The sequence below is a fragment of the Streptomyces sp. NBC_01446 genome (assembly GCF_026340095.1).
GTDB classification, from domain to species: domain Bacteria; phylum Actinomycetota; class Actinomycetes; order Streptomycetales; family Streptomycetaceae; genus Streptomyces; species Streptomyces aureus.
In genome coordinates, this window is sequence record NZ_JAPEPO010000003.1 from 443,077 (window position 1) to 460,997 (window position 17,921).

Here is a 17,921-nt window from a genome sequence, read left to right on the forward strand (position 1 = left end):
CAGGGGGAGGCCCGGGGGAGGCCCCGTCGAGGTCGGCGTTGTCGGACAGCGCGACCTCGATGATCCGGTCGATGCCGTGTGGCGCGTGGGAGCGGATGGCTGCGGCGGGGTCGCCGGTATCCAGGGCGACAGCGTGGGAGACGACGGCCGGGTCGATGTGGTCGAGGTCCGCGGTTCGGCGGACGGTGGCGATCACGGTGGCGCCGGCCCAGTGAGCAAGATGGGCGGCCAGGGAGCCGACACCACCGAGAACCCCATGGACCAGGACGAGTTGGCCGTCGACCGGGCCGTCGGCGAAGACGGTGCGGTGGGCGGTGATGCCGGGGATGCCGAGGCCCGCGCCCAACTCGTCACTGAGGTGGTCGGGCAGGGGTACGGCCTGGTGGTCCGGTACGACGGTGTATTGAGCGGCCGTGCCGAAGGGACGGTAGGACTGGGCGCCGTGCACCCAGACCCGTTGTCCGACGCGGCGGGCGTCCACGCCGGCGCCCACGGCGTCGACGACTCCGGCGCCGTCGCTGTGCGGAATCACGCGCGGGTAGGGCATGGACGAGCCGAGCCAGCCGCGCCGCTTCCTGGTGTCGCCGGGATTGACGGCCGAGACCGTGACGCGGACGCGGACCTCCCCCGGGGCGGGGATGGGATCAGGGAGTTCGCCGACGTGCAGGACATCGGCGGCGGGGCCCTGGTCGTCGTACCAGGAAGCGAGCATGGGGGTACCTCTGTGGGCGGTCAGCTCGCGGGAGCGGCGGGCGCATCCGGATCGTTCTCGGTGACCGTGGTGTCGAGTGCGGGCGGCTTCTCGCCGAGGGTCTCGCGCAGCCAGGTCCGTTCGGCGCGGCTGGTGGCGCGGGCGGTGAGCAGCATGCCGCGCCGGTAGGGGTCGGCGATCTCCTCGGCGCGCAGGGGCCGGTCGTGGTCGTAGAAGAAGCTTGCCGGTTCTTCCAGGAACGCCAGCCGTCTGCGCAGCACCGCGTGCTGTTCGGGCACGTCGGGCAGGTGGGAGAGGAAGGCCAGGACGATGTAGAACCGGGTGAAGTCGGTGATCTCGTGGTCGGCGGGCTGGCGCAGACGCTGCAGCATGTCGGCCCGCCCGGCAGGGGCCAGGCTCAGCACGTACCGGGCCGCCCCGGCGGCCGGGTCGGCGCGCCGCTCGATCAAGCCCGCCTTGGTCAGACGGTTGATCGCCGGATACAGGGTGCCGTCGCTGACCGGCCGGGTGTAGCCGGTCAGCTGGGAGACGCGGCGGCGCAGTTCGTGTCCGGGCAAGGGGGCCTCGGCGAGGAAGCCGAGTATCGCGAGTTCCAGCATGAGTCCATCTTCGCACGCGAACATCGAATCGATGTGAATATCGATTCGATGTTAAGCTCGCATGCACCCGCCCAAACGTCTCTGGAGAGGCACAGCAAGATGCCATCGCAGTCCACCGAGTCAGTGATGAACCGTTTCGTCGAGTTCATCAACACGGGCAACGAGGACCTCGCCCGCGAGGTCATTTCTCCGGACGCGGTGTTCCACGCACCCAGCCATCCGGAACCACTGCGGGGACCCGAGGGGTACATGGAAGTCATCGGGATGATGCGCAGCGCCTTCCCCGACGTCCAGTGGGCGCTGGAGGAGACGGTCACCGAAGGCGACACCGTGGCCGCGCGGTTCACCATGCGGGGAACCCACGACGGTGAGTTCTTCGGGATCCCGGCGAGCGGCAACAAGATCTCGGTGCAGGCCATGAACTTCTACTACCTGGCCGAGGGCCGGATCGTCGGCGAACGCGGCCAGCCCGACCTCCTCGGGGTGATGCAGCAGATCGGTGCCATCCCGGCGCCTTGAACCTCGTCGTGCGGGTGAGCCTTCTGCCGCACGGAACAACCGCTGCCGGGAGAGGCCCGTACGTCGCTTCGGCAGAAGTTGAAAGCCCACGCCGGGACGTGGGGCGACTGCGTTGACAACGAAGTTAGTCCACGCAGGCCAGCGACTTCGGCCGGACTAACTTCGCTGTCAAAGGACAATCTTGCTGCTGGTGTCCCGTCTCAGCCGATCTGGTCCTTGTCTCAAATGATCTGGTCCGATTCGCTCGTCGTCTCAGTTCATCCGGTCCCGTTGGTGCTGCTGTCGGCGGGAGAGGCAAGCGATCGTCTTGGGCACGGCCTGCAGCCTGGGCGACATCACTCCATCGCCTCCAGAATGCGGTCGAGTGTCCGGCGTCCCATCCTGCTCATCGCCGGATTGCTCTCGACGTAGTACCAGACAACGCCCATCGCCTGCTGGAACGCCCATGCCCTGCCGCGCTCCCACTCGAGATCGTCACAGCCCAGTGTCCGCCGGAGCACTTCCCGCGGCCCCCGCTGTAGCAGGTGCCAGGCACTGACCAGATCCAGGGCGGGGTCGGCCGGGCCGAAGCCGCCGGTGTCGAGTACGCCGCTGAGCCGGTCGCCCGTAACCAGTACATTGCCGGGGATCAGGTCACCATGGCTCATCACGTCGGCACCCGCGCGTGGCAACTCCCGCAGGTGGCTCCACATGTGGCGGAGCCGGCGCACGTCGAGCAGCTCCTGGCTCTCCTCGAAGCACTTCTCCATCCAACCGTCGTGGTGAGTGAGAACGCCGCCACGACCCTCGCCGGTGAAGTGCCGCCCCCGCGTCTCGGCCTCCCGCAGGGCGGCGATGAAGGCCGCAAGGTCCTGTGCAAAAGCGTCCGACCCACTCGGGTCGGCGTCCGAGGAGACCGTTCCCGGCAGCCACGTCTGGACCGACCACGGCATGGGGTAGCCCGCTCCAGGCTCTCCCAGGGCGACGGGTTCCGGGGCGGGGAACCGAGACACCTGCGCCAACTCCGCGCTCGCCTGGGCTTCCTGCTTCAGAACCGCCAGCGTCTCGGCGGCATCGGACAGACGGAGCGGGAAACGTGCCGAGAGGTCGTTCCCGATGCGGAAGACGGCGTTGACTGTTCCGGTCGACTGCAGGAGTCGGATTTCCTTGCCGCTCCACTGAGGGAACTGTGCCTGGATCAAGGTCGCAACAGTTTCGGTGGTTACGTCCACTTGGTCATCGTGCATGGTCATACCCGCGAGCCCTTCCACCAGTCCCATTCGAAACGCCGGAAGCAGATCAGATCAACCGAGACGACAGCCAGTATTCATAGGCCAGGGTCCAGATCAACTGAGATTTTCGGCCACCAGGGTGTCTCAACCGTTCTGGTCGCCCCAGGTCACAGCCGCGGCTTCGAACCAGATCATTTGAGACGGGACAGCTGGCCTTCGGTGTTGACCGCGGTCAACACCGTCTGCTGTGCGGCAGCCTGAAGGAGATCCTTCAGACGCTGCTTAGGGCCCGTAAAGAATCAACTTGCTGGTTTGGTCTCTGTCGTGAGGGTCGCGCCGTGTGCGGCGGCGTGAACGAGGAGTCCCGCCAGGGTGTTGAGGTGTGCTGCTGGGGGCCGGGGTGTGTGTGCGTGCTGGTCCATCAGTCGCCGGATCTCGCTGGTGGCGTGTCGGATGGTGTCCTTGCTGACGGCGAAGAGGTGGGCCAGCACGGTAGGCGGCAGGGCGAGGTTTTGTTGCAGCACGGTGACCAGGACCCGGTCGGCCAGGTCGAGTTTGGCTTTGCGGCCGCCGCCCGGGGCCCGGCGTCGCTCGCGGCCGTCGCGTCGGGTGACGGCGTCCTGTTTCTGCAGCGTCTGCCAGTCGGCGGTCAGGGTCTCGGTCAGCTCGGTCAGTGCGATGCTGGTCATGCCGGTCAGCGCGGGATGTGACAGAGCACCGCGGTCGAAGACCGCCGTCGGCCCGGGTGCTGGTCCGGTGGGGCCTGCCGGGCCGGCAGGGTGGGGGTGCACGGTGTAGTTCCATTCGCCGTGGAAGGCATGTCCGGTGACCGGCACCGCGTTCAGCTCGGCATCGCTGACCTTCACACCGGTGGGATAGGCGCCGGTGTCGAGTTCGGCGTGGACGGTGAGACCGGTGCGGGTGGTGGTCGCGGCGATGGACTTCACAACAACCTCATGACTGTTCAGCGGTCTGCCGCGCCAGTTCATGGTGATCGCGGAGAACAGCCGATGCTCGACCTTGTTCCACTTCGATGTGCCCGGCGGCATGTGGCAGACCGTGACGGCCAGGCCGGTCCGGGCGGCGAACGCAGCCAACTCGGTCTTGAAGGCCCGGGTGCGGTAGCCGTTGGAGCCGCCGGCATCGGCAGTGATCAGCAGACGTCTGGCCTGCGGGTAGTCGAGGCGTCCTTGCCCGTTCCACCAACGGCGGATCGATTCGACCGCGAAGGCTGCGGTGTCGTGATCCGTACCGACGTTCACCCAGCCGGTGTTCGCCGCCAGGTCGTAGATCCCGTAGGGCAGGGCCTTGCCCAGTGCATCACCGGGGAAGTCATGGACGTCAACCCGCACGGGTTCACCGGCCGGCCGCCATTGACGTCCCGCATTCTTGAACTCCCCGACGACTTCCTTCTTTTTCGTGTCCACACTGACCACCGGCTCGCCGTCCGCCTGGTGGTCCTTGACCTGGTTGTTGATGTACCGGAACTGCGCGTCCCGGTCGGGGTGTTGAGCGCCCTCAAGCGTCTTAGCATTGGCCTGCAGACTAAAACCGTTCTCCCGCAGCAGCCTGCCCACAGTCGGCACCGAGGCGGCATGGCCCTGCCGCGTCAGCTCCCCGGCCAGAGACCGCAGCGACTTGGTCGTCCACCGCAGCGGCGACATCGGATCGCCCCGCTCATCCGGCTCGACCAGCGCCAGCAACGCCGGAACGAGGAGCGGGTCCAGCTCCTCGGCGCTCTTGCGACCGCCGCCGTCCCGGCGGACCCGGCCATCAGGCAGTGGGTCCTCACCGCCCTCCAACTCGAAGACACCCTTCCGCACCGTCGTCTCGCTCACCGCTGCGGCACGCGCGACGGCCCGGACCCCGCCGTGCCCCAGCAGCCGGGCCTCGGCGGCCAGCGCCAGCCGCTGCTGTCGCTCATTCAGATGAGGGAACAACACTCCGAATCTCAGGGCAAGTTGGTCACGAACCTCGCTCGGTATGCGCATACCCCACCAACGACAGGGAGACCACGAAGCAACGAGTTGATTCTTTACGGGCCCTTACGACGTGGTGAGCGATAGACGGATGGTTACTCAGCGGGGCGAAGGTGGGTGATGAGGCGGAAGCGTTCCAGAACCGTCTGCGTCGCGTCATCCACAGTGAACTCAGGGTCCTTCAACGCCCCACGCAACTCCTCGCTGTGCCAGAACCGCTCGTGCCCCGCCCGCCACTGCGCCACGCTCGTGTCCCCTTCCCCCTCGTCCAGCACATGGGCGAGATCCACCTGCGCCAGCGGGACGACGCGTATCCCGGTCATTTCGATGACCGCGACCGGACGGTCATCCGAGTCAATGACCACCGAACGGCGCCCGACTTCCGGCAGAGGCTCCCCCTCATACACGTAGTCGACATCAGCACGATCGATCCCTCGCCGGAGATCTTCTTCCCGGCATGCCGGACGCTCAGGAGGCGCCGGACCAAAGCACGAGCTGATGTTCACCGATCGATTGATCGCCACCCTGGTGATCTTGCGCTTCCAACTCCCGCACGCTGCCCTCGCCCTGTTCGGAATTGAGCCGCCCGCAGCCGCGCCCTGCGCGAACCAAGCGCCCGCTCCCCCGCCCTCACCACCCTCGCCTGCAGCCTGTACACCTCGCTGAGGCTGGAGAGCCCTTTCAGCCGCGGCCTGCTCTCGGGCGAACTCTCCGGAGCTGGCCGACGATCTTGGTGTCGAGGGCGGCGCGCACGGCGTCGAGGGAAACGTCGTAGACGGAGCCGACGGCCATGTCGCCGGGGCAGACGACGACCGATGTTCGTGACGTACTCGTAGGCGCCGAAATCGGACCCGAGGTCGGTGGTGATGCCGCCGAACCACGCCTCGCCCAGGATCGTCATTGTCGGCCGCCCAGGCGTCGGCCATCCGATCCCAGCGCCGCCCGTTCAAGGTGCGGAAGGACACCATGCGCTGATGCGGGCTTGGGACTGGTTCAGAGGGGCGAACTCGACCCGGGTCCCGCGGCCTTTACGGTGCAGACCCTGCAGCAGGTGCCGGGCGACGTTCTGACGGCGCACCTGCCAGTAGGCAGCCTCCAGTTGGGCCAGGCTCTAGTCGGCGACTGGGGTGCTGGAGTTCGTGAGGATGTCGAGTCGGGCGACGAGGTCGGGGTGGGCGGCTGCCAGGTGGGGGCGGGTGGCCTTGAGAGGGTGGACGAGGGCAGCGGGGTCGTCCAGGGCGAGGGCCGCGTCGAGCTGACCGAGCGCAAGACCGGCGGCGCCAGGAAGGTCAGTCAGAGCGGTGATCTGGCCGGCTATGCGGCGCAGGTCGGCGGCGTTGTAGCGGGCCCAGGTAGCCATGGTGCGGTCGGCGGCCCGGCGCTCGCGGGTGGCCTGGACGCGCTGTTCGCCGGTGGTTCCAGCAGGGCCGGGCCGGTTGCGCAGGTAGCGGCGCTCGGCAGCCTGGCGGCTGGCGACACCCAGGGGGCCGGCGAGGTCGGCCCAGCTGGCGCCTGCACGGCGGGCCGTTTCGATCATTCCGGTTTCCCACCCGGCGAGCTCCTCACGAACCTGTCGCAGCAGCAGAAGGGAGGCCAGGGCCTGCTCCGGGTCATCGCCCCTGGCGGCGGGCGCACAAAAGGCTTCGTCCTGGGCGGCGCGCAGGGCGTTGCTGATGGTTTCCAGAGCCGTCGCGGCGGCGAGGAACGAGGCCGGGCTTTGGGCGTCCGCCGTGGGGGAGGCCGGCTGGTCGGCTATTGCCATGGGCACCTCTCCTTCTGTGCTGTCATCGTTTCGACGACACCGTGCTTGTCATCCACTGGATGACATGTTACAACGGTTTAGTGAGGCGCATTGGCAGGTACTGCCCGAACCTTGTGGAGGTGTTTCACGATGTTGATGCGCACCGACCCCTTCCGTGAACTCGACCGGCTGGCTCAGCAGCTGATAGGCAAAGGCACCTGGTCGCAGCCGGCCGCGATGGCGATGGACGCCTACCGCGACGGCGACGAGTACGTGGTGGCCTTCGACCTCCCCGGCGTCAGTGCGGAAGCGATCGATATCGACGTAGAACGCAACATGCTGACCGTCAGGGCCGAACGCCGGCCCGCGGCTAAGTCCGACAACGTGCAGATGGAACTGTCGGAACGGCCGCTGGGCGTCTTCTCCCGCCAGATCGTGCTCGCCGACACACTGGACACCGAGCACATCAAGGCCGACTACGACGCCGGAGTGCTCACCCTGCGCATCCCGATCACCGAACGCGCCAAGCCCCGCAAGATCGCCATCGGCGAGGGAACCGACCGCAGGGAGATCTCCGGCTGAGCCGGTCAGCCGGGGCCGACCAGCGGCGGAGGACGGGCCTCCCCCTCCACCGTCCTCCGCCCCCGGACTCATGAAGGGTGGCGGCCGACGTGACTCTGCGATGGGAAGCCTTCCTTGACCGTGTCAAGGAACGCGGCGAGTACGACAGCGGGCAGGAAGCAGAACGCGCGTCGCGCGTGGTGCTCGCCCTGCTGGGCGCACACCTGGTCGGCGAGGTACGCGCCCGGCTGGCGGCCCACCTGCCGGAAGACTTTGCATTGATCCTACTCAACCCGCTGCAAAGCGCCGAGCCACTGACACCGGAGCGGTTCGTGCGAGCAACGGCAGCCTGGATCGAGGGAGCCACCGAACAGACCGCCACCTGGGACGTCAGCGCCGTCCTCAGCACGGTCGCCGACGCGGCGGGCGATGAACTGATGGGCCAGATCCTGCTCCAGCTTCCAGCCGGCTACGACCTGCTCTTCGGCCGCCCCCAGCCCACCTGAGCAACCACGCACCCGGTGCCCGCACACCCCGCCGGGCACCTCACCCGCAGGCCGGAGCGGATCTCCCACGGCTCTCCCTGACTGGCGACACCGCTTCCAGGTCATCGCGTCGACCGCGGGACACAGCCCCGCCGGCCACCAAGGCCCACTTGCGGAGAAGAACGGAGAACCGGCTCGCTGCCGATACGCCAGCGAGCCCCGCCCGACAAGGGGCGAGTGGAGGACGACGGGGCTCTGAATCCATCGTCCACAATGGGAACACGAGAAACGGACGCACAGGCCGGGCAACCGGCTGACACCGCGGTGCCCGCGCGGCCCCGGCCGGGAGCGCCGTCCTCCCGGTCGTCGGCCATCCGAATAGGCGGGACCATGGATGCGGCAGCTCTCGGGCCACCGGAGAGGGTGCTGGCGAGATGAGCTCAGGCGAACCGCTCACTGGCGACGGACCGCCACACCAGGCACCGACCGCGCTGCCTCCCGGTGAGCTCCTCGACCTGCTCAGTGTGTCTGCGGTCGTACTGGACGACAGCGGGCGGATCGTGTTCTGGAGCCCCCAAGCAAGTGAGGTGTTCGGCTACACGGCCCAGGAGGCGCTGGGCCGGTATGCGGCCAAGCTCCTGATCCAGCAGGAACACCGTGACCTGGTGGTGAAGCTGTTCTCCGAGGTGATGGCCACCGGGACGAGCTGGGCCGGGGCCTTCCCGATCCGGCACAAGGACGGCAGTGTCCGGTTGGTGGAGTTCCGCAACATGCGGCTGCTGGACGACCGCGGCGACGTCTACGCCCTGGGGATCGCTGCCGATCAGGCCAAGCTGCAGCAGGTGGAGAACGAGCTGGCTCTGTCGGACCATCTCGTGTCCCAGTCCCCCCTCGGGATCGCTCTCCTGGACGCCGACCTGCGCTACCTTCTGGTCAACCCTGCCCTCGAGCGCATCAACGGCGTCCCCGCCGTGGACCACATCGGCCGCCGGCCGCGGGACATTCTCACGCTTCTGGACGTCGACTCCATCGAGTCCGCACTGCGCCGCGTACTGATCACCGGCACTCCGTTGATCGACCGGCAACTCATCGGCCGGACCGTCGCCGACCCGGACAATGATCATGCGTGGTCCGTGTCGTACTACCGCATCGACGGGCCCGGCGGGCGGGTGATCGGGGTGGCGAACTCCGTCGTCGACGTCACCGAGCGCCATCGCGCTGCGGCCGAGACCGAACGTGCCCGGCGCCGCCTGGCCGTGATCGCTGATGCCTCCGTGCGCGTGGGAACCACCCTGGAGGTGGAGCGGACTGCACACGAGCTTGCCCAGGTCGCCGTTCCCGAGCTGGCCGACGTCGCGGCGGTGGACCTGCTCGACTCAGTTCTGGCCTTCCGCCGCACCGGCGGTCCCGTCGAGGGCACCGAGATGTTCCGCACACTCGCCGTCGCCTCCGCCTACCCCACCGAGGCCGCCTCGGCTGCGTACGAGGTCGGGCACACCGCTTCGTACGGCGCCAACCGGCTGATCACTCAATGCGTCCACACCGGACAGCCCGTCGTCGTGTCCCACACCAGCACAGACGATCTTCTGCGTATTGCGCACGCCCCTGAGGCCGCGGCCGCGCTGGTCCGGGCCGGTGTCCACTCCTATCTCGCGGTCCCCCTGAGCGCCCGCAACCAGGTCCTGGGCGCACTCGACCTGCTGCGCGCACGCAACCCGCTGCCCTTCGACGAGGACGACGTGGTCCTCGCCGGGGAACTGGCCGCTCGGGCGGCGGTGGCCATCGACAACGCCCGCTGGCACGAGAGCGTGCGCAACTCCGCTGAGAGCCTTCAGCGCAGCCTCCTGCCCGGCCCCCCTCCCCCGCTGACCGGCTTGGCGGTTGCCTCCTGCTACCAGCCGGCTCAGGCATCCAGCGAGGTGGGAGGCGACTGGTACGACGTCATCCCGCTGGCCGGCGACCGGACCGCGCTCGTGGTCGGCGACGTGATGGGCCACGGCATCGACGCCGCCGCGGCTATGGGGCGTCTGCGCACCGCCACGTGCGCCTACGCCAACCTGGATCTCGCCCCCGACGAAGTGCTCCGGCATCTCGACACGATCACACAAGGGCTCGAGCCGTACATCGCCACCTGCCTCTACCTGGTCTACGACCCACACCTGCACCAGTGCCGCATTGCCAACGCCGGACATCTGCCTCCCGCCCTCATCTGCAGTAGGAGCCGCCCAAAGCTGCTCGAACTGCCCGCCGGCGTCCCCCTCGGCGTCGGCGAGGACCTCTTCCGCACCGTGACCTTTGACCTGAATCCCGGCGACCGGCTCCTCCTCTACACCGACGGGCTCGTCGAGACCCGCCACCACTCCATCGACGAACGCCTCAACACCCTCCTCAAGATCCTCGAAAGCGAGCACCCACCGCTCGAATCCACCTGCCAGTGGCTCCTGAACGCGCTGCGCGACCCCGACGAGCACGACGACGTCGCCCTCCTGATCGCACGGGCCCAGCCGATCACCGCAAACGACGGGTAACTATGAGCACGTCCCCTTCTCGACGCCGCCCCCTGTTCGCCTGATCCGCGCCCACGTGATCCGGCGACGCGTCGCCAGGCAACCGGACCGTTACTCACTCCAATTGGGCAACTGCGACCAAACACCTGCAATTGATGCCGACATGGCATGCAGGAAGGCGGGACGGCCCCGCCTCTCATGCCGCCAGGGTCGGGCCCGGAACCGTTAGCCAAAGGTGCACGCGAAGGAGTCTTAAGGGCGGGGCAACTGGGCGAGGGCGGCGCGGCCGATCTGGAGCATGGCCGACTCGTCCATGTTGGTCTTGGCGAGGAACTCGATGCCCTGCATCACCGCGAGCAACACTCGTCCGAGCTCCTGCGGGTCGGCGTCCGGGGACAGGGCTCCTTCGCCCTGTGCCTCCTCGACGCAGGCAATCAGGAGGTCTTCGACGGCCTGATATGTCGTTCTGGCCCGCGAGACAACGTCGGGCTCCTGGCTGTGCAGTTCTGAAGTGCTGTTGACCAAGAGGCAGCCGCGCCGCTGCGGGGATTCTGCAAACTCCTCGGCCGCGCCCTCGAGGAGGCAGGTCAGGCGTTCCATGGCCGTGCCCGGCCCGGTGAGGATCGACCGTACGCTGTTCAGTTGCTCGTCACGGTAGCTGTCCAGCACCTGCAGGAAGAGCTGGCGCTTGTCACCGAACGCCCCGTACAGACTTCCCTTGCCCAGCCCCGTGGCACCCATCAGGTCCTGCAGCGACGTGGCCGCATAGCCTCGGTTCCAGAACTCCTCGCGTACGGACTCCAGAACCTGGTTCTCGTCGAAGTTTCGAGGGCGTCCCATGGCAGCCATACTACCTGATTCTTGACCCTCCGGTCCATAACTCCGTACCGGCCATCAGCCCGTCTGTGCCGGTGCTGCGCGTCACGCCCGTCGCCCAGGTGTTGCCTCTACCTCGAATACCCGGGATTCACCTTGGACTGGGAGCACCGCTTCAGGCCCGGGTTGCTGCTGTACGTCCAAGTCTCCCGCTCGGCAGCCGTCCTGCATCTGTCCGAGCACCACGGCGACGGCAGCCCGCATGGCGTGGCCTGGTTCCCAGTTCGCGACGTGTCCGCGCTGCACAAGGAGCTGCTCGCCCGTCCGAACGCGCCCGATGCGAGCCGGAACGACCCGGACGCGCCCGGCGGGCCGCCGATGCAGGTCACCGAACCGAACGGCAACATCCGCATCGGCGCAGTAGGCGGCCTCCCGTGCGCCGCACTGACACGCTCCGTCCCTACAGGTTGTCGCTGAGCGGCAGGTCGGCGCGAGCCAGCAGATTCCATCCCTGAGAAGGCCGCATCTGTGCAAGGAGCCGCCGGCGGCCGGCCTATCAGGAGGAAACATCTTCCATGCCCTCGACGTCAGCGGACTCGCTGCCGACGACGTTGTAGATCGTTGCCACCCTGCGCACGATGTGGAGCTTGGATACTGCCGCGATGGTCGCCTGAAAGGCTTCGCTGGCAATGTGCGCGTCGAGGTGCTGGCGGCTCTCCCAGCCTTCGGTGAGACGAAAGACGTTCGGCTCGACGACGCTCTCCGCCACGTCGTACCAGATGCAGCCGTCCTTGGCGCGAGTGTGCCCGATGTCGTTTCGGGCGTGCGTGCGGAATTCTTCACGATCATCGGGGTGGATTTCATAGAGAGCGGCGACAACAATGCTGGGCTGCGACATGTGATTCCACCTTTCTGAAGGTGGGTGTTGCGAAGAGATCTGCCGCTTTGTCGGGATCGTTGACGCTTCCGGTGTACGCGAGCAGCAACAAGGGCATCCCTCGGCTTTGTTTCCCCCGGGCGCATCCGTGGGCCGGGGGCCCCTGGGAGTCCTCGCGCGACCGGGCTGGTTGCTGGGTTACTCGGCGAACGCCTCGGAGACCTTGAGAGTGTCCTCGTAGAGGTGCATCGTGACGATTTCATCGCCGGCCACCTGCAGGTGCATGGCGATGGGCATAGCGAAGGTCCGGCCGGTGCTCTTCGCGACCCGGGTGAAGCGACCGAGCAGGATCGCGTGGTCGCCGTCGATGAGGAGCGCTTCGACCTCGTCGACGTTCTTGTCGGGCACGATGTTGGATCTCAGTGTGCGCAGGTAGTCGGCCACCTCGCTGCGCTTGGAACGCTGCCCCGTCCAGGGCAGCGCTGCCGAGCCGGGGACGTACCAGTCGATGTCGTCTGCGAAAATTTCGGCGACCCTGTCCGGGTCACCGGCCGCAAGCAGGCCGAGGAACTGCTCCACGACGTCACGCGTAGCCATGATCAAACACCTTTCACCATGAGGTACCAGAAACGGTTGTTGTTCAGGGGGCGGGCCGATATGGGCCATTGAGTCAAGAAGCTGGTTGGGGGCGCACGGCGCCTGCCTGGGACGAACCTGGCGGGGCCTGCGTGGGGCGGGCGCTCTGCTGAGGGTGCGGAGGGTTTCGTCGGGACGTCGGCCGCTTTTTTGCAGCGGCCGTTCGAGGACCGGCCTCCGGGTTCAGACCTGGTTGAGGCCGCCGTCGACGAACAGTTCGGTGCCGGTGATGAAGCTGCTCTGGTCGGAGGCCAGAAAGAGGGCTGCCGAGGCGGCCTCGTCCGGCCGCCCCATGCGGCCGAGGGGCACCTGGCTTGCAAGAGAGCTATGGAGCTGCGCTGCCTGCTCCGGGTCGGGAGCCAGGCCGGCAATCCCGGGGGTGTCGATGGGGCCGGGTACGAGGGTGTTCACCCTGATCGCACGGTCCTTCAGCTCGTTAGCCCACGTGCGGACGAAGGAGCGAACGGCGGCTTTGGAAGCGGCGTAGACACCGAATGCCTCGGCCCCCGTGGTGGCGGCTGTCGAGCCGGTGAGGATCACCGAGGCGCCGTCGTTCAGCAGCGGGAGCGCCTTTTGGACGGTGAACAGCATCCCCTTGACGTTGATGTCGAAGATGGAGTCGAAGTGCTGCTCGGTGACCTGCTCCAGAGTGGAGAACTCGCCGCCGCCGGCGTTGGCGAACAGCACGTCGATGCTGCGGCCCTGCTCGGTGACGGCTACGTAGAGCCGGTCGAGGTCGGCGAGGTTGGCGACATCGCTACGGACGCCCGTGGCGTTCGCGCCGATCTCGGCCACTGCGGCATCGAGGACTTCCTGCCGGCGGCCCGTGATGAACACGTGAGCGCCCTCGGCGGCGAAGCGCCGAGCGGTGGCCAGACCGATCCCGGTGGTTCCGCCGGTGACCAGCGCGGTCTTGCCGTCAAGCTGCCCCATGGTCTTCTCCTGGTGGCTCGTTGGGATCGTCGAACGGAAGCCCGGTGATTCATCACCGGGCCGGCATCCGGGTGTGGTCTTCCCTCTTGTCGGCGCCGCTGCGCAAGTCACCCGGGGCCGGTGGACGGGGTGGCGGCGTTATGGTCCGACCGGTCCAATATAGCGTTGCGGACCGGTTGGTCAAAAATGGGGGTGAGGTGCGCCCCGGGTACCTTGCGATCTCCACGTGCGACGCGTTTGAGCCAGGGAAAGTGATTGGCCGCTACTGAGGGCCTAGCGGACAGGGTGCGCGCCGCGTGCCAGCTCGGCAGCCTGTGCGTTCGGGCCTGAGCTGCCCCCTCCAGTCGGCAGGTGCGGGTGCGGTGGCGGCAGACGTGGAACGAGGGCGGTCCACGTGCTCTGCGGTCACAGGGACCGGCATCGCTGCCGAGACTCAGCGAGAAGCAGTTCACGCAGCTGGAAGCGGAGCTGGTCAAGGGGCCGGCCGCGCACGCTGGGAGGACTAACGCTGGACCCCGAGCCGTGTGAAGACGGTGATCGGCCGACGCTTCCACCTGACCTACACGATCCAGGGCGTGCGCAAGCTCTTGGTCCGTCACGGCTGGTCCTGCCAGGTTCCGGCCCGACGAGCCATGGAACGCAACGATGATCCTCTCGTCGGGTGGGTCAAGGAGGTGTGGCCCTGCGCGGAAGGCTCGCGGCTGCCCGTGGGGCCTGGCTGATCTTCGAGGACGAAGCCGGATTCTCCATGACGCCGCCGCCGGCGAGAACCTGGTCGCACAGAGGCCGCACTCCAGTGGTGCGGGTCCGCGGACGTTCCCGCAGACGGATATCCATCGCCGCCCACCAGCAGCTCGGCGGCCCGCTCGTACTGGTCCGGGACAACCTCAACGTCCACAAAGCCGCCGGCCTGCGGGAGTTCGTCGAAGCCCGGAACTGGCTGACCATCTACTACCTACCGCCCTACGCACCCGACCTCAACCCGGTCGAAGCATCTGGTCCCTCCTGCGGCGCGCCTGGCTCTCCAACGTTGCCTTCAGCACTCCCGAACACCTCGACCAGCGCATCCGACTCGGCCTACGACACATCCAATATCGCAGGCACCTCATAGACGGCTGCCTCACCGAGACCGGCCTGACCATCCGACCCGCCTGATCAGCAGCACGACACCACGAGTTCAACCTCAGCAATTCCGTTGTAGGGAACCCTTTTGGGCCCCTCACCCAGCCGGCCCGGGGCCGGTGGAACGGGGACGGTTCGACGCTCCCCCCCGGCCGCCTCCCGAGTACTCGTCGGTCAGGCACACAACGTTTGCCGGAGCGTGGCGCCGCGCTCCCGTACTCTCGCGCGGATCCCGCCGCTGTGATCGGGTGGGCAAGGTTCCAGGCCCCTGACGACAGCAACGGTCACCAGCGCGTAGGCCACGTGCGGAACGATGTCGGCGACCCAGTCGGAACGAGACCACGTGCGCGGGTCGGTCACGCGCAGCACGGTCATCGGGCCATTGGTCCCGATCAGCGCCCCCGCAGTCGCCGTGGCGGTCAGGACCGCGTTGCCCGGCCGCCAACCACAGGACAGAGCGAGGCCGAGCAGGCCACCCATGCCCACACCCGCTGCCATACCGGTCAGGGGGCCCAGACCTTTGACGCGGTTCTCCCGTACGTTGTCGTCGCCCGGGATCCGAACGTGCAGGGTCTCCGACAGCCGCTCCACGGTGACCTCGGGTGTCGTACTCGCTCCCCGGCCGCGGATGACCATGTCCAGGTACCCGACCGCGTCCAGGACCGTGGTCCCGGCAGCGCCCGCGGCAGCCCCGGCCAAAAACCAACGCAAGTGCCGGGCCGGACCGCTGACTCCTGTCATAGGCCGCTCATCCCTTCACGAAGTCCAGCTGCGCGGGGTCGACAACCTTCGGGTGTGTTCGGGCGAAACCGTGCGGACCGTGGCCCGTGCCGGGCTGCCGTGTGAGCCGGCGGGGCTCCGCACCGTCTCAGTAAATACATCGCACGGCTCACTCCGCGACCGGAGCCTCACCATCAGTGGCAGAGACCTTTTGCTCACCCGCCTGTGTCCAGGCGCCCACGCTCGTACATGCCGAAGAGATGAACCAGCGAAGGGACGACTGCACCGGGCCGCGGAATTCGCCGAGTTGCTCGGCTGTTCGGTCCGCACCCACCCCGCGAACTTCGGCCGCTTCTTCCGCGACCGCACCGGTCTCACCCCGGCCGCCTTCGCGGCCCGCGGCGCCACGACCCACCCGTGACGGCACCCGGGCTCCTCAGCAGACGCCAGGCGCGGCCGAGGACAGCGCCCTGTGCACGGGCTGAGTCACAGCTCGTGCCGGTCGAGAATGGTCATCAGCTTGCGCCTGCGCTTCAGTTCCGCCCGCAGTGCACAGACGTACGCGGTGAACTCACCCAGGGTGTCCAGCGCTCGGTGACAGTCACGGGCGCCCCGCAGCAGCAGAGCCATGCGCTCATAAACACGGTCCCCGGTCGGCTCCTTCAACTGTTCAACCATCCGCAGGTACACCGCAAGCGCGTCGGCCGGCCGCGTCGTGCGCGAGAGGTCGGCGAGCTGCTGCCACTGCCGGTCGTCGGCGCCACCGGACGCCTCCCGCCAGGCGGCGTCCAGATCTCTGTCATCCAGCAGCGCGTCCATCAGCACAGACCCGCCGAAGCGGCTGTCGCGCCCCTGGCGGGCGTCCTCCCGCAGGACCGCGAGCGCCGCCTCACGCTCACTCTCCCAGTCTCCCACGGCCCCAGCAGCGGTGCGCAGCTGCTGGTAGGCAGTCAGGGAGCGCTCCGCCCGCAACCGGTCCCGTCGGACCGAGACCGCCTCGGCCGTCCGGTCCGCCCGCGCGTATCGGGCGCACACGTAATCGACCAGGCGGCCGTCGACATGCGCCTCAGTCGAGGTGTCTCGCAGCCCGCGCTCCGCCCAGGCAAGCGCCTCGCTTTCGCGGCCCGCCGCGTCGAGTTCTTCGGCGATGCGCAGATGCGTGGCACCGGAGGGGAGCAAGTCCTTTGCATACAGGGCGATCAGCGCATCCACGTCGCCCTCCGCCTTGACCAGGCGCTCCATCAGGTACTGCTCCGCCCAGCCGCGCGGGCTGCGCCGGAGCGCCTCAGCCGCCAGCAGCCGCATGCTGGCCAGTCCGGCCGGGCCCAGCACATCGGCATAGTCGAGCGGATCCAGGTCCGTCACGTCGTTCCCGTCCCCGAGCACATGACCGACCAGCCACTCGGCCAGCCGCTCCGGGTCGGCGCGCGCTTTCCGGCACGCCTGCTTGTGGGCATCAACCACCGCATGGGCGGCCTGCCCGACCACGCCGTCGGAGTCGTCGATCTCCCCATACGCCTCGCTGAGCATCCGGATCGTCTCCTCAGCCAATCCGGCTGCCTGCGCCGCCTGCCCCCCGACGGTCAGGGCGCGCAGCGCGTGCGCCGCCTCCTCGACCTGTCGTGCGTACCCACGGGCGTCCGAATACTCCACATACCCGAACCGCTCGAACGGCCGCGGGTCGACCAGCGCCAGGACCCGCTCCCGGAGCGTATCCAGATCAAAGTGCGCGGCCGCAGCCCGCAGCTCCAGCCGCCTGCGCAGCTCCCGATCCCCGGCGACCTGCTCCCGCACCAACGCCACAAGCTCGTCGCGAGACAGTTCCGTGAGCCACGCCTCCAGGCCCAAGACCCGCGCCCGGGCGGCGGCCCGCTGACGTGGAATCGCCGCCTGCCGCAGCACGGTCAATCCCACCGCCACGCAGTGCTTGCAGAAGTTGCCCTCTTGCCCGTAGGGACAGTCACACCACCCCAGGACCCCGGTCCCGGTGCCCTCACCGAAGGTGAGCTCCACCTCATAGACGTCGGTACCGTGCACCCTGGCGATGACCGAACCGTCACCCACCTCCAGGCCGCTGACCGCATCCAGATACCCCACGCCCCGCTCGAAGGACTGAGCCCCGGCCAAGGTCCGCAACTCGTCCTCGCCGAATCCCACCGCGTTCCGTGCCACACAGATATTCAACCGCTCTCGCAAGATCACGTCGAGGTCAATCCCGGATGCATTCTTGTCGGCCCGACGGGCCTCGACGGCGACGACGTCTGCCGTGTTTTCCCCGGCCCGCACAGCGGCGGGAGTTGGCTCGGTCGCGCGGGCGGTTTCACACCGAGGCGGCGGGCCCTGTCCTGACGGCCCCACCTTTCAGATTCCAGTTGTGGTGGCTAACTGACGGCCTTTCACGAAAGGCTGCGAGACATGCCCCGCGCCTCCCCCGCCGAGTTCCGCGCCCGTGCCACCGCGCTGGTGCGGGCAGGCAAACAACAGCGGCAGACCGCCGAAGAGT

At 67.9% G+C, this 17,921-nt stretch carries 17 protein-coding genes and 3 pseudogenes; 8 read left to right on the forward strand and 12 right to left on the reverse strand.

Annotated features, from left to right (window positions below):
* Positions 1 to 19: 19 nt before the first annotated feature.
* Together OG456_RS46405 and OG456_RS46410 are read right to left on the reverse strand one after the other, a co-directional pair.
* Positions 20 to 712 (reverse strand): annotated as a pseudogene (locus tag OG456_RS46405) (alcohol dehydrogenase catalytic domain-containing protein); the annotation flags it as partial.
* 20 nt (positions 713 to 732) lie between these two features.
* The gene (locus tag OG456_RS46410) at positions 733 to 1,311 is read right to left on the reverse strand and encodes a PadR family transcriptional regulator (protein WP_266571146.1); all 579 of its coding nucleotides are present in this window, start codon (positions 1,309 to 1,311) and stop codon (positions 733 to 735) included.
* 126 nt (positions 1,312 to 1,437) lie between these two features.
* On the opposite strand from OG456_RS46410, the gene OG456_RS46415 reads away from it, so the two are divergent.
* Complete coding sequence (locus OG456_RS46415) at positions 1,438 to 1,830, forward strand: ester cyclase (RefSeq protein WP_266571147.1); 393 nt, start codon at positions 1,438 to 1,440, stop codon at positions 1,828 to 1,830.
* A 335-nt stretch (positions 1,831 to 2,165) separates the two neighbouring features.
* Here OG456_RS46415 and OG456_RS46420 read toward each other — a convergent pair whose 3' ends face one another.
* The 4 genes from OG456_RS46420 to OG456_RS46440 form a co-directional block, all read right to left on the reverse strand.
* A complete protein-coding gene (locus tag OG456_RS46420; protein ID WP_266571772.1) occupies positions 2,166 to 3,062 on the reverse strand; it encodes an aminoglycoside phosphotransferase family protein in 897 nt (298 codons plus the stop codon).
* 278 nt (positions 3,063 to 3,340) lie between these two features.
* Entirely contained in the window at positions 3,341 to 5,032 is a 1,692-nt protein-coding gene (locus OG456_RS46425) for an ISAzo13 family transposase (RefSeq protein ID WP_266571148.1), read from the reverse strand.
* 83 nt (positions 5,033 to 5,115) lie between these two features.
* Positions 5,116 to 5,544, reverse strand: coding sequence for an ASCH domain-containing protein (locus OG456_RS46430; protein ID WP_266571149.1), 429 nt, complete (start codon positions 5,542 to 5,544; stop codon positions 5,116 to 5,118).
* Between the two features lie 587 nt (positions 5,545 to 6,131).
* Positions 6,132 to 6,782, reverse strand: coding sequence for a type III effector protein (locus tag OG456_RS46440; RefSeq protein ID WP_266571150.1), 651 nt, complete (start codon positions 6,780 to 6,782; stop codon positions 6,132 to 6,134).
* Between the two features lie 129 nt (positions 6,783 to 6,911).
* Between OG456_RS46440 and OG456_RS46445 the strand changes: the two genes are divergently transcribed.
* The 3 genes from OG456_RS46445 (at position 6,912) to OG456_RS46455 (ending at position 10,335) form a co-directional block, all read left to right on the forward strand.
* Positions 6,912 to 7,343 (forward strand): Hsp20/alpha crystallin family protein, encoded by a 432-nt coding sequence (locus tag OG456_RS46445; protein ID WP_266571151.1) that lies wholly within the window; start codon positions 6,912 to 6,914, stop codon positions 7,341 to 7,343.
* An 89-nt stretch (positions 7,344 to 7,432) separates the two neighbouring features.
* Entirely contained in the window at positions 7,433 to 7,828 is a 396-nt protein-coding gene (locus OG456_RS46450; protein ID WP_266571774.1) for a DUF2267 domain-containing protein, read from the forward strand.
* A gap of 413 nt (positions 7,829 to 8,241) precedes the next feature.
* Positions 8,242 to 10,335, forward strand: a complete 2,094-nt coding sequence (locus OG456_RS46455) for a SpoIIE family protein phosphatase (protein WP_266571152.1) — start codon at positions 8,242 to 8,244, stop codon at positions 10,333 to 10,335.
* 231 nt (positions 10,336 to 10,566) lie between these two features.
* On the opposite strand, the gene OG456_RS46460 is transcribed toward OG456_RS46455, so the two are convergent.
* On the reverse strand, positions 10,567 to 11,154 hold the full coding sequence (locus OG456_RS46460; protein WP_266571153.1) for a TetR/AcrR family transcriptional regulator: 588 nt from the start codon (positions 11,152 to 11,154) through the stop codon (positions 10,567 to 10,569).
* Positions 11,155 to 11,286: 132 nt separating this feature from the next.
* Here OG456_RS46460 and OG456_RS46465 point away from each other — a divergent pair, with 132 nt between their 5' ends.
* Positions 11,287 to 11,607 (forward strand): glyoxalase superfamily protein, encoded by a 321-nt coding sequence (locus OG456_RS46465; RefSeq protein ID WP_266571154.1) that lies wholly within the window; start codon positions 11,287 to 11,289, stop codon positions 11,605 to 11,607.
* Between the two features lie 79 nt (positions 11,608 to 11,686).
* On the opposite strand, the gene OG456_RS46470 is transcribed toward OG456_RS46465, so the two are convergent.
* The 3 genes from OG456_RS46470 to OG456_RS46480 all read right to left on the reverse strand — a co-directional run bounded on the left by OG456_RS46470 (position 11,687) and on the right by OG456_RS46480 (position 13,576).
* Positions 11,687 to 12,028, reverse strand: a complete 342-nt coding sequence (locus OG456_RS46470; protein ID WP_266571155.1) for a putative quinol monooxygenase — start codon at positions 12,026 to 12,028, stop codon at positions 11,687 to 11,689.
* Positions 12,029 to 12,205: 177 nt separating this feature from the next.
* Positions 12,206 to 12,604 (reverse strand): nuclear transport factor 2 family protein, encoded by a 399-nt coding sequence (locus OG456_RS46475; RefSeq protein ID WP_266571156.1) that lies wholly within the window; start codon positions 12,602 to 12,604, stop codon positions 12,206 to 12,208.
* Between the two features lie 222 nt (positions 12,605 to 12,826).
* Positions 12,827 to 13,576: an SDR family oxidoreductase gene (locus tag OG456_RS46480; protein WP_266571157.1), complete on the reverse strand. Its 750-nt coding sequence runs from the start codon at positions 13,574 to 13,576 to the stop codon at positions 12,827 to 12,829.
* Positions 13,577 to 14,109: 533 nt separating this feature from the next.
* Between OG456_RS46480 and OG456_RS46485 the strand changes: the two genes are divergently transcribed.
* Together OG456_RS46485 and OG456_RS46490 are read left to right on the forward strand one after the other, a co-directional pair.
* Positions 14,110 to 14,298, forward strand: coding sequence for a winged helix-turn-helix domain-containing protein (locus OG456_RS46485; protein WP_266571775.1), 189 nt, complete (start codon positions 14,110 to 14,112; stop codon positions 14,296 to 14,298).
* 26 nt (positions 14,299 to 14,324) lie between these two features.
* Positions 14,325 to 14,731, forward strand: a pseudogene (locus tag OG456_RS46490) (transposase).
* Between the two features lie 141 nt (positions 14,732 to 14,872).
* On the opposite strand, the gene OG456_RS46495 reads toward OG456_RS46490, so the two are convergent.
* Entirely contained in the window at positions 14,873 to 15,439 is a 567-nt protein-coding gene (locus OG456_RS46495) for a hypothetical protein (RefSeq protein ID WP_266571158.1), read from the reverse strand.
* 259 nt (positions 15,440 to 15,698) lie between these two features.
* On the opposite strand from OG456_RS46495, the pseudogene OG456_RS46500 reads away from it, so the two are divergent.
* Positions 15,699 to 15,839 (forward strand): annotated as a pseudogene (locus OG456_RS46500) (AraC family transcriptional regulator); the annotation flags it as partial.
* A gap of 65 nt (positions 15,840 to 15,904) precedes the next feature.
* Here OG456_RS46500 and OG456_RS46505 read toward each other — a convergent pair.
* A complete protein-coding gene (locus tag OG456_RS46505) occupies positions 15,905 to 17,575 on the reverse strand; it encodes an SWIM zinc finger domain-containing protein (RefSeq protein WP_266571776.1) in 1,671 nt (556 codons plus the stop codon).
* Between the last annotated feature and the right edge of the window lie 346 nt (positions 17,576 to 17,921).

Excerpts from the sequence above, each read along its gene's own strand:
- OG456_RS46445 (WP_266571151.1), top strand. The coding sequence starts at position 6,912 with ATGTTGATGCGCACCGACCCCTTCCGTGAACTCGACCGGCTGGCTCAG.
- OG456_RS46495 (WP_266571158.1), bottom strand. The coding sequence starts at position 15,439 with ATGACAGGAGTCAGCGGTCCGGCCCGGCACTTGCGTTGGTTTTTGGCC.
- OG456_RS46460 (WP_266571153.1), bottom strand. The coding sequence starts at position 11,154 with ATGGGACGCCCTCGAAACTTCGACGAGAACCAGGTTCTGGAGTCCGTA.
- OG456_RS46440 (WP_266571150.1), bottom strand. The coding sequence starts at position 6,782 with ATGGCAATAGCCGACCAGCCGGCCTCCCCCACGGCGGACGCCCAAAGC.
- OG456_RS46425 (WP_266571148.1), bottom strand. The coding sequence starts at position 5,032 with ATGCGCATACCGAGCGAGGTTCGTGACCAACTTGCCCTGAGATTCGGA.
- OG456_RS46470 (WP_266571155.1), bottom strand. The coding sequence starts at position 12,028 with ATGTCGCAGCCCAGCATTGTTGTCGCCGCTCTCTATGAAATCCACCCC.
- OG456_RS46420 (WP_266571772.1), bottom strand. The coding sequence starts at position 3,062 with ATGACCATGCACGATGACCAAGTGGACGTAACCACCGAAACTGTTGCG.
- OG456_RS46475 (WP_266571156.1), bottom strand. The coding sequence starts at position 12,604 with ATGGCTACGCGTGACGTCGTGGAGCAGTTCCTCGGCCTGCTTGCGGCC.
- OG456_RS46410 (WP_266571146.1), bottom strand. The coding sequence starts at position 1,311 with ATGCTGGAACTCGCGATACTCGGCTTCCTCGCCGAGGCCCCCTTGCCC.
- OG456_RS46455 (WP_266571152.1), top strand. The coding sequence starts at position 8,242 with ATGAGCTCAGGCGAACCGCTCACTGGCGACGGACCGCCACACCAGGCA.
- OG456_RS46415 (WP_266571147.1), top strand. The coding sequence starts at position 1,438 with ATGAACCGTTTCGTCGAGTTCATCAACACGGGCAACGAGGACCTCGCC.
- OG456_RS46480 (WP_266571157.1), bottom strand. The coding sequence starts at position 13,576 with ATGGGGCAGCTTGACGGCAAGACCGCGCTGGTCACCGGCGGAACCACC.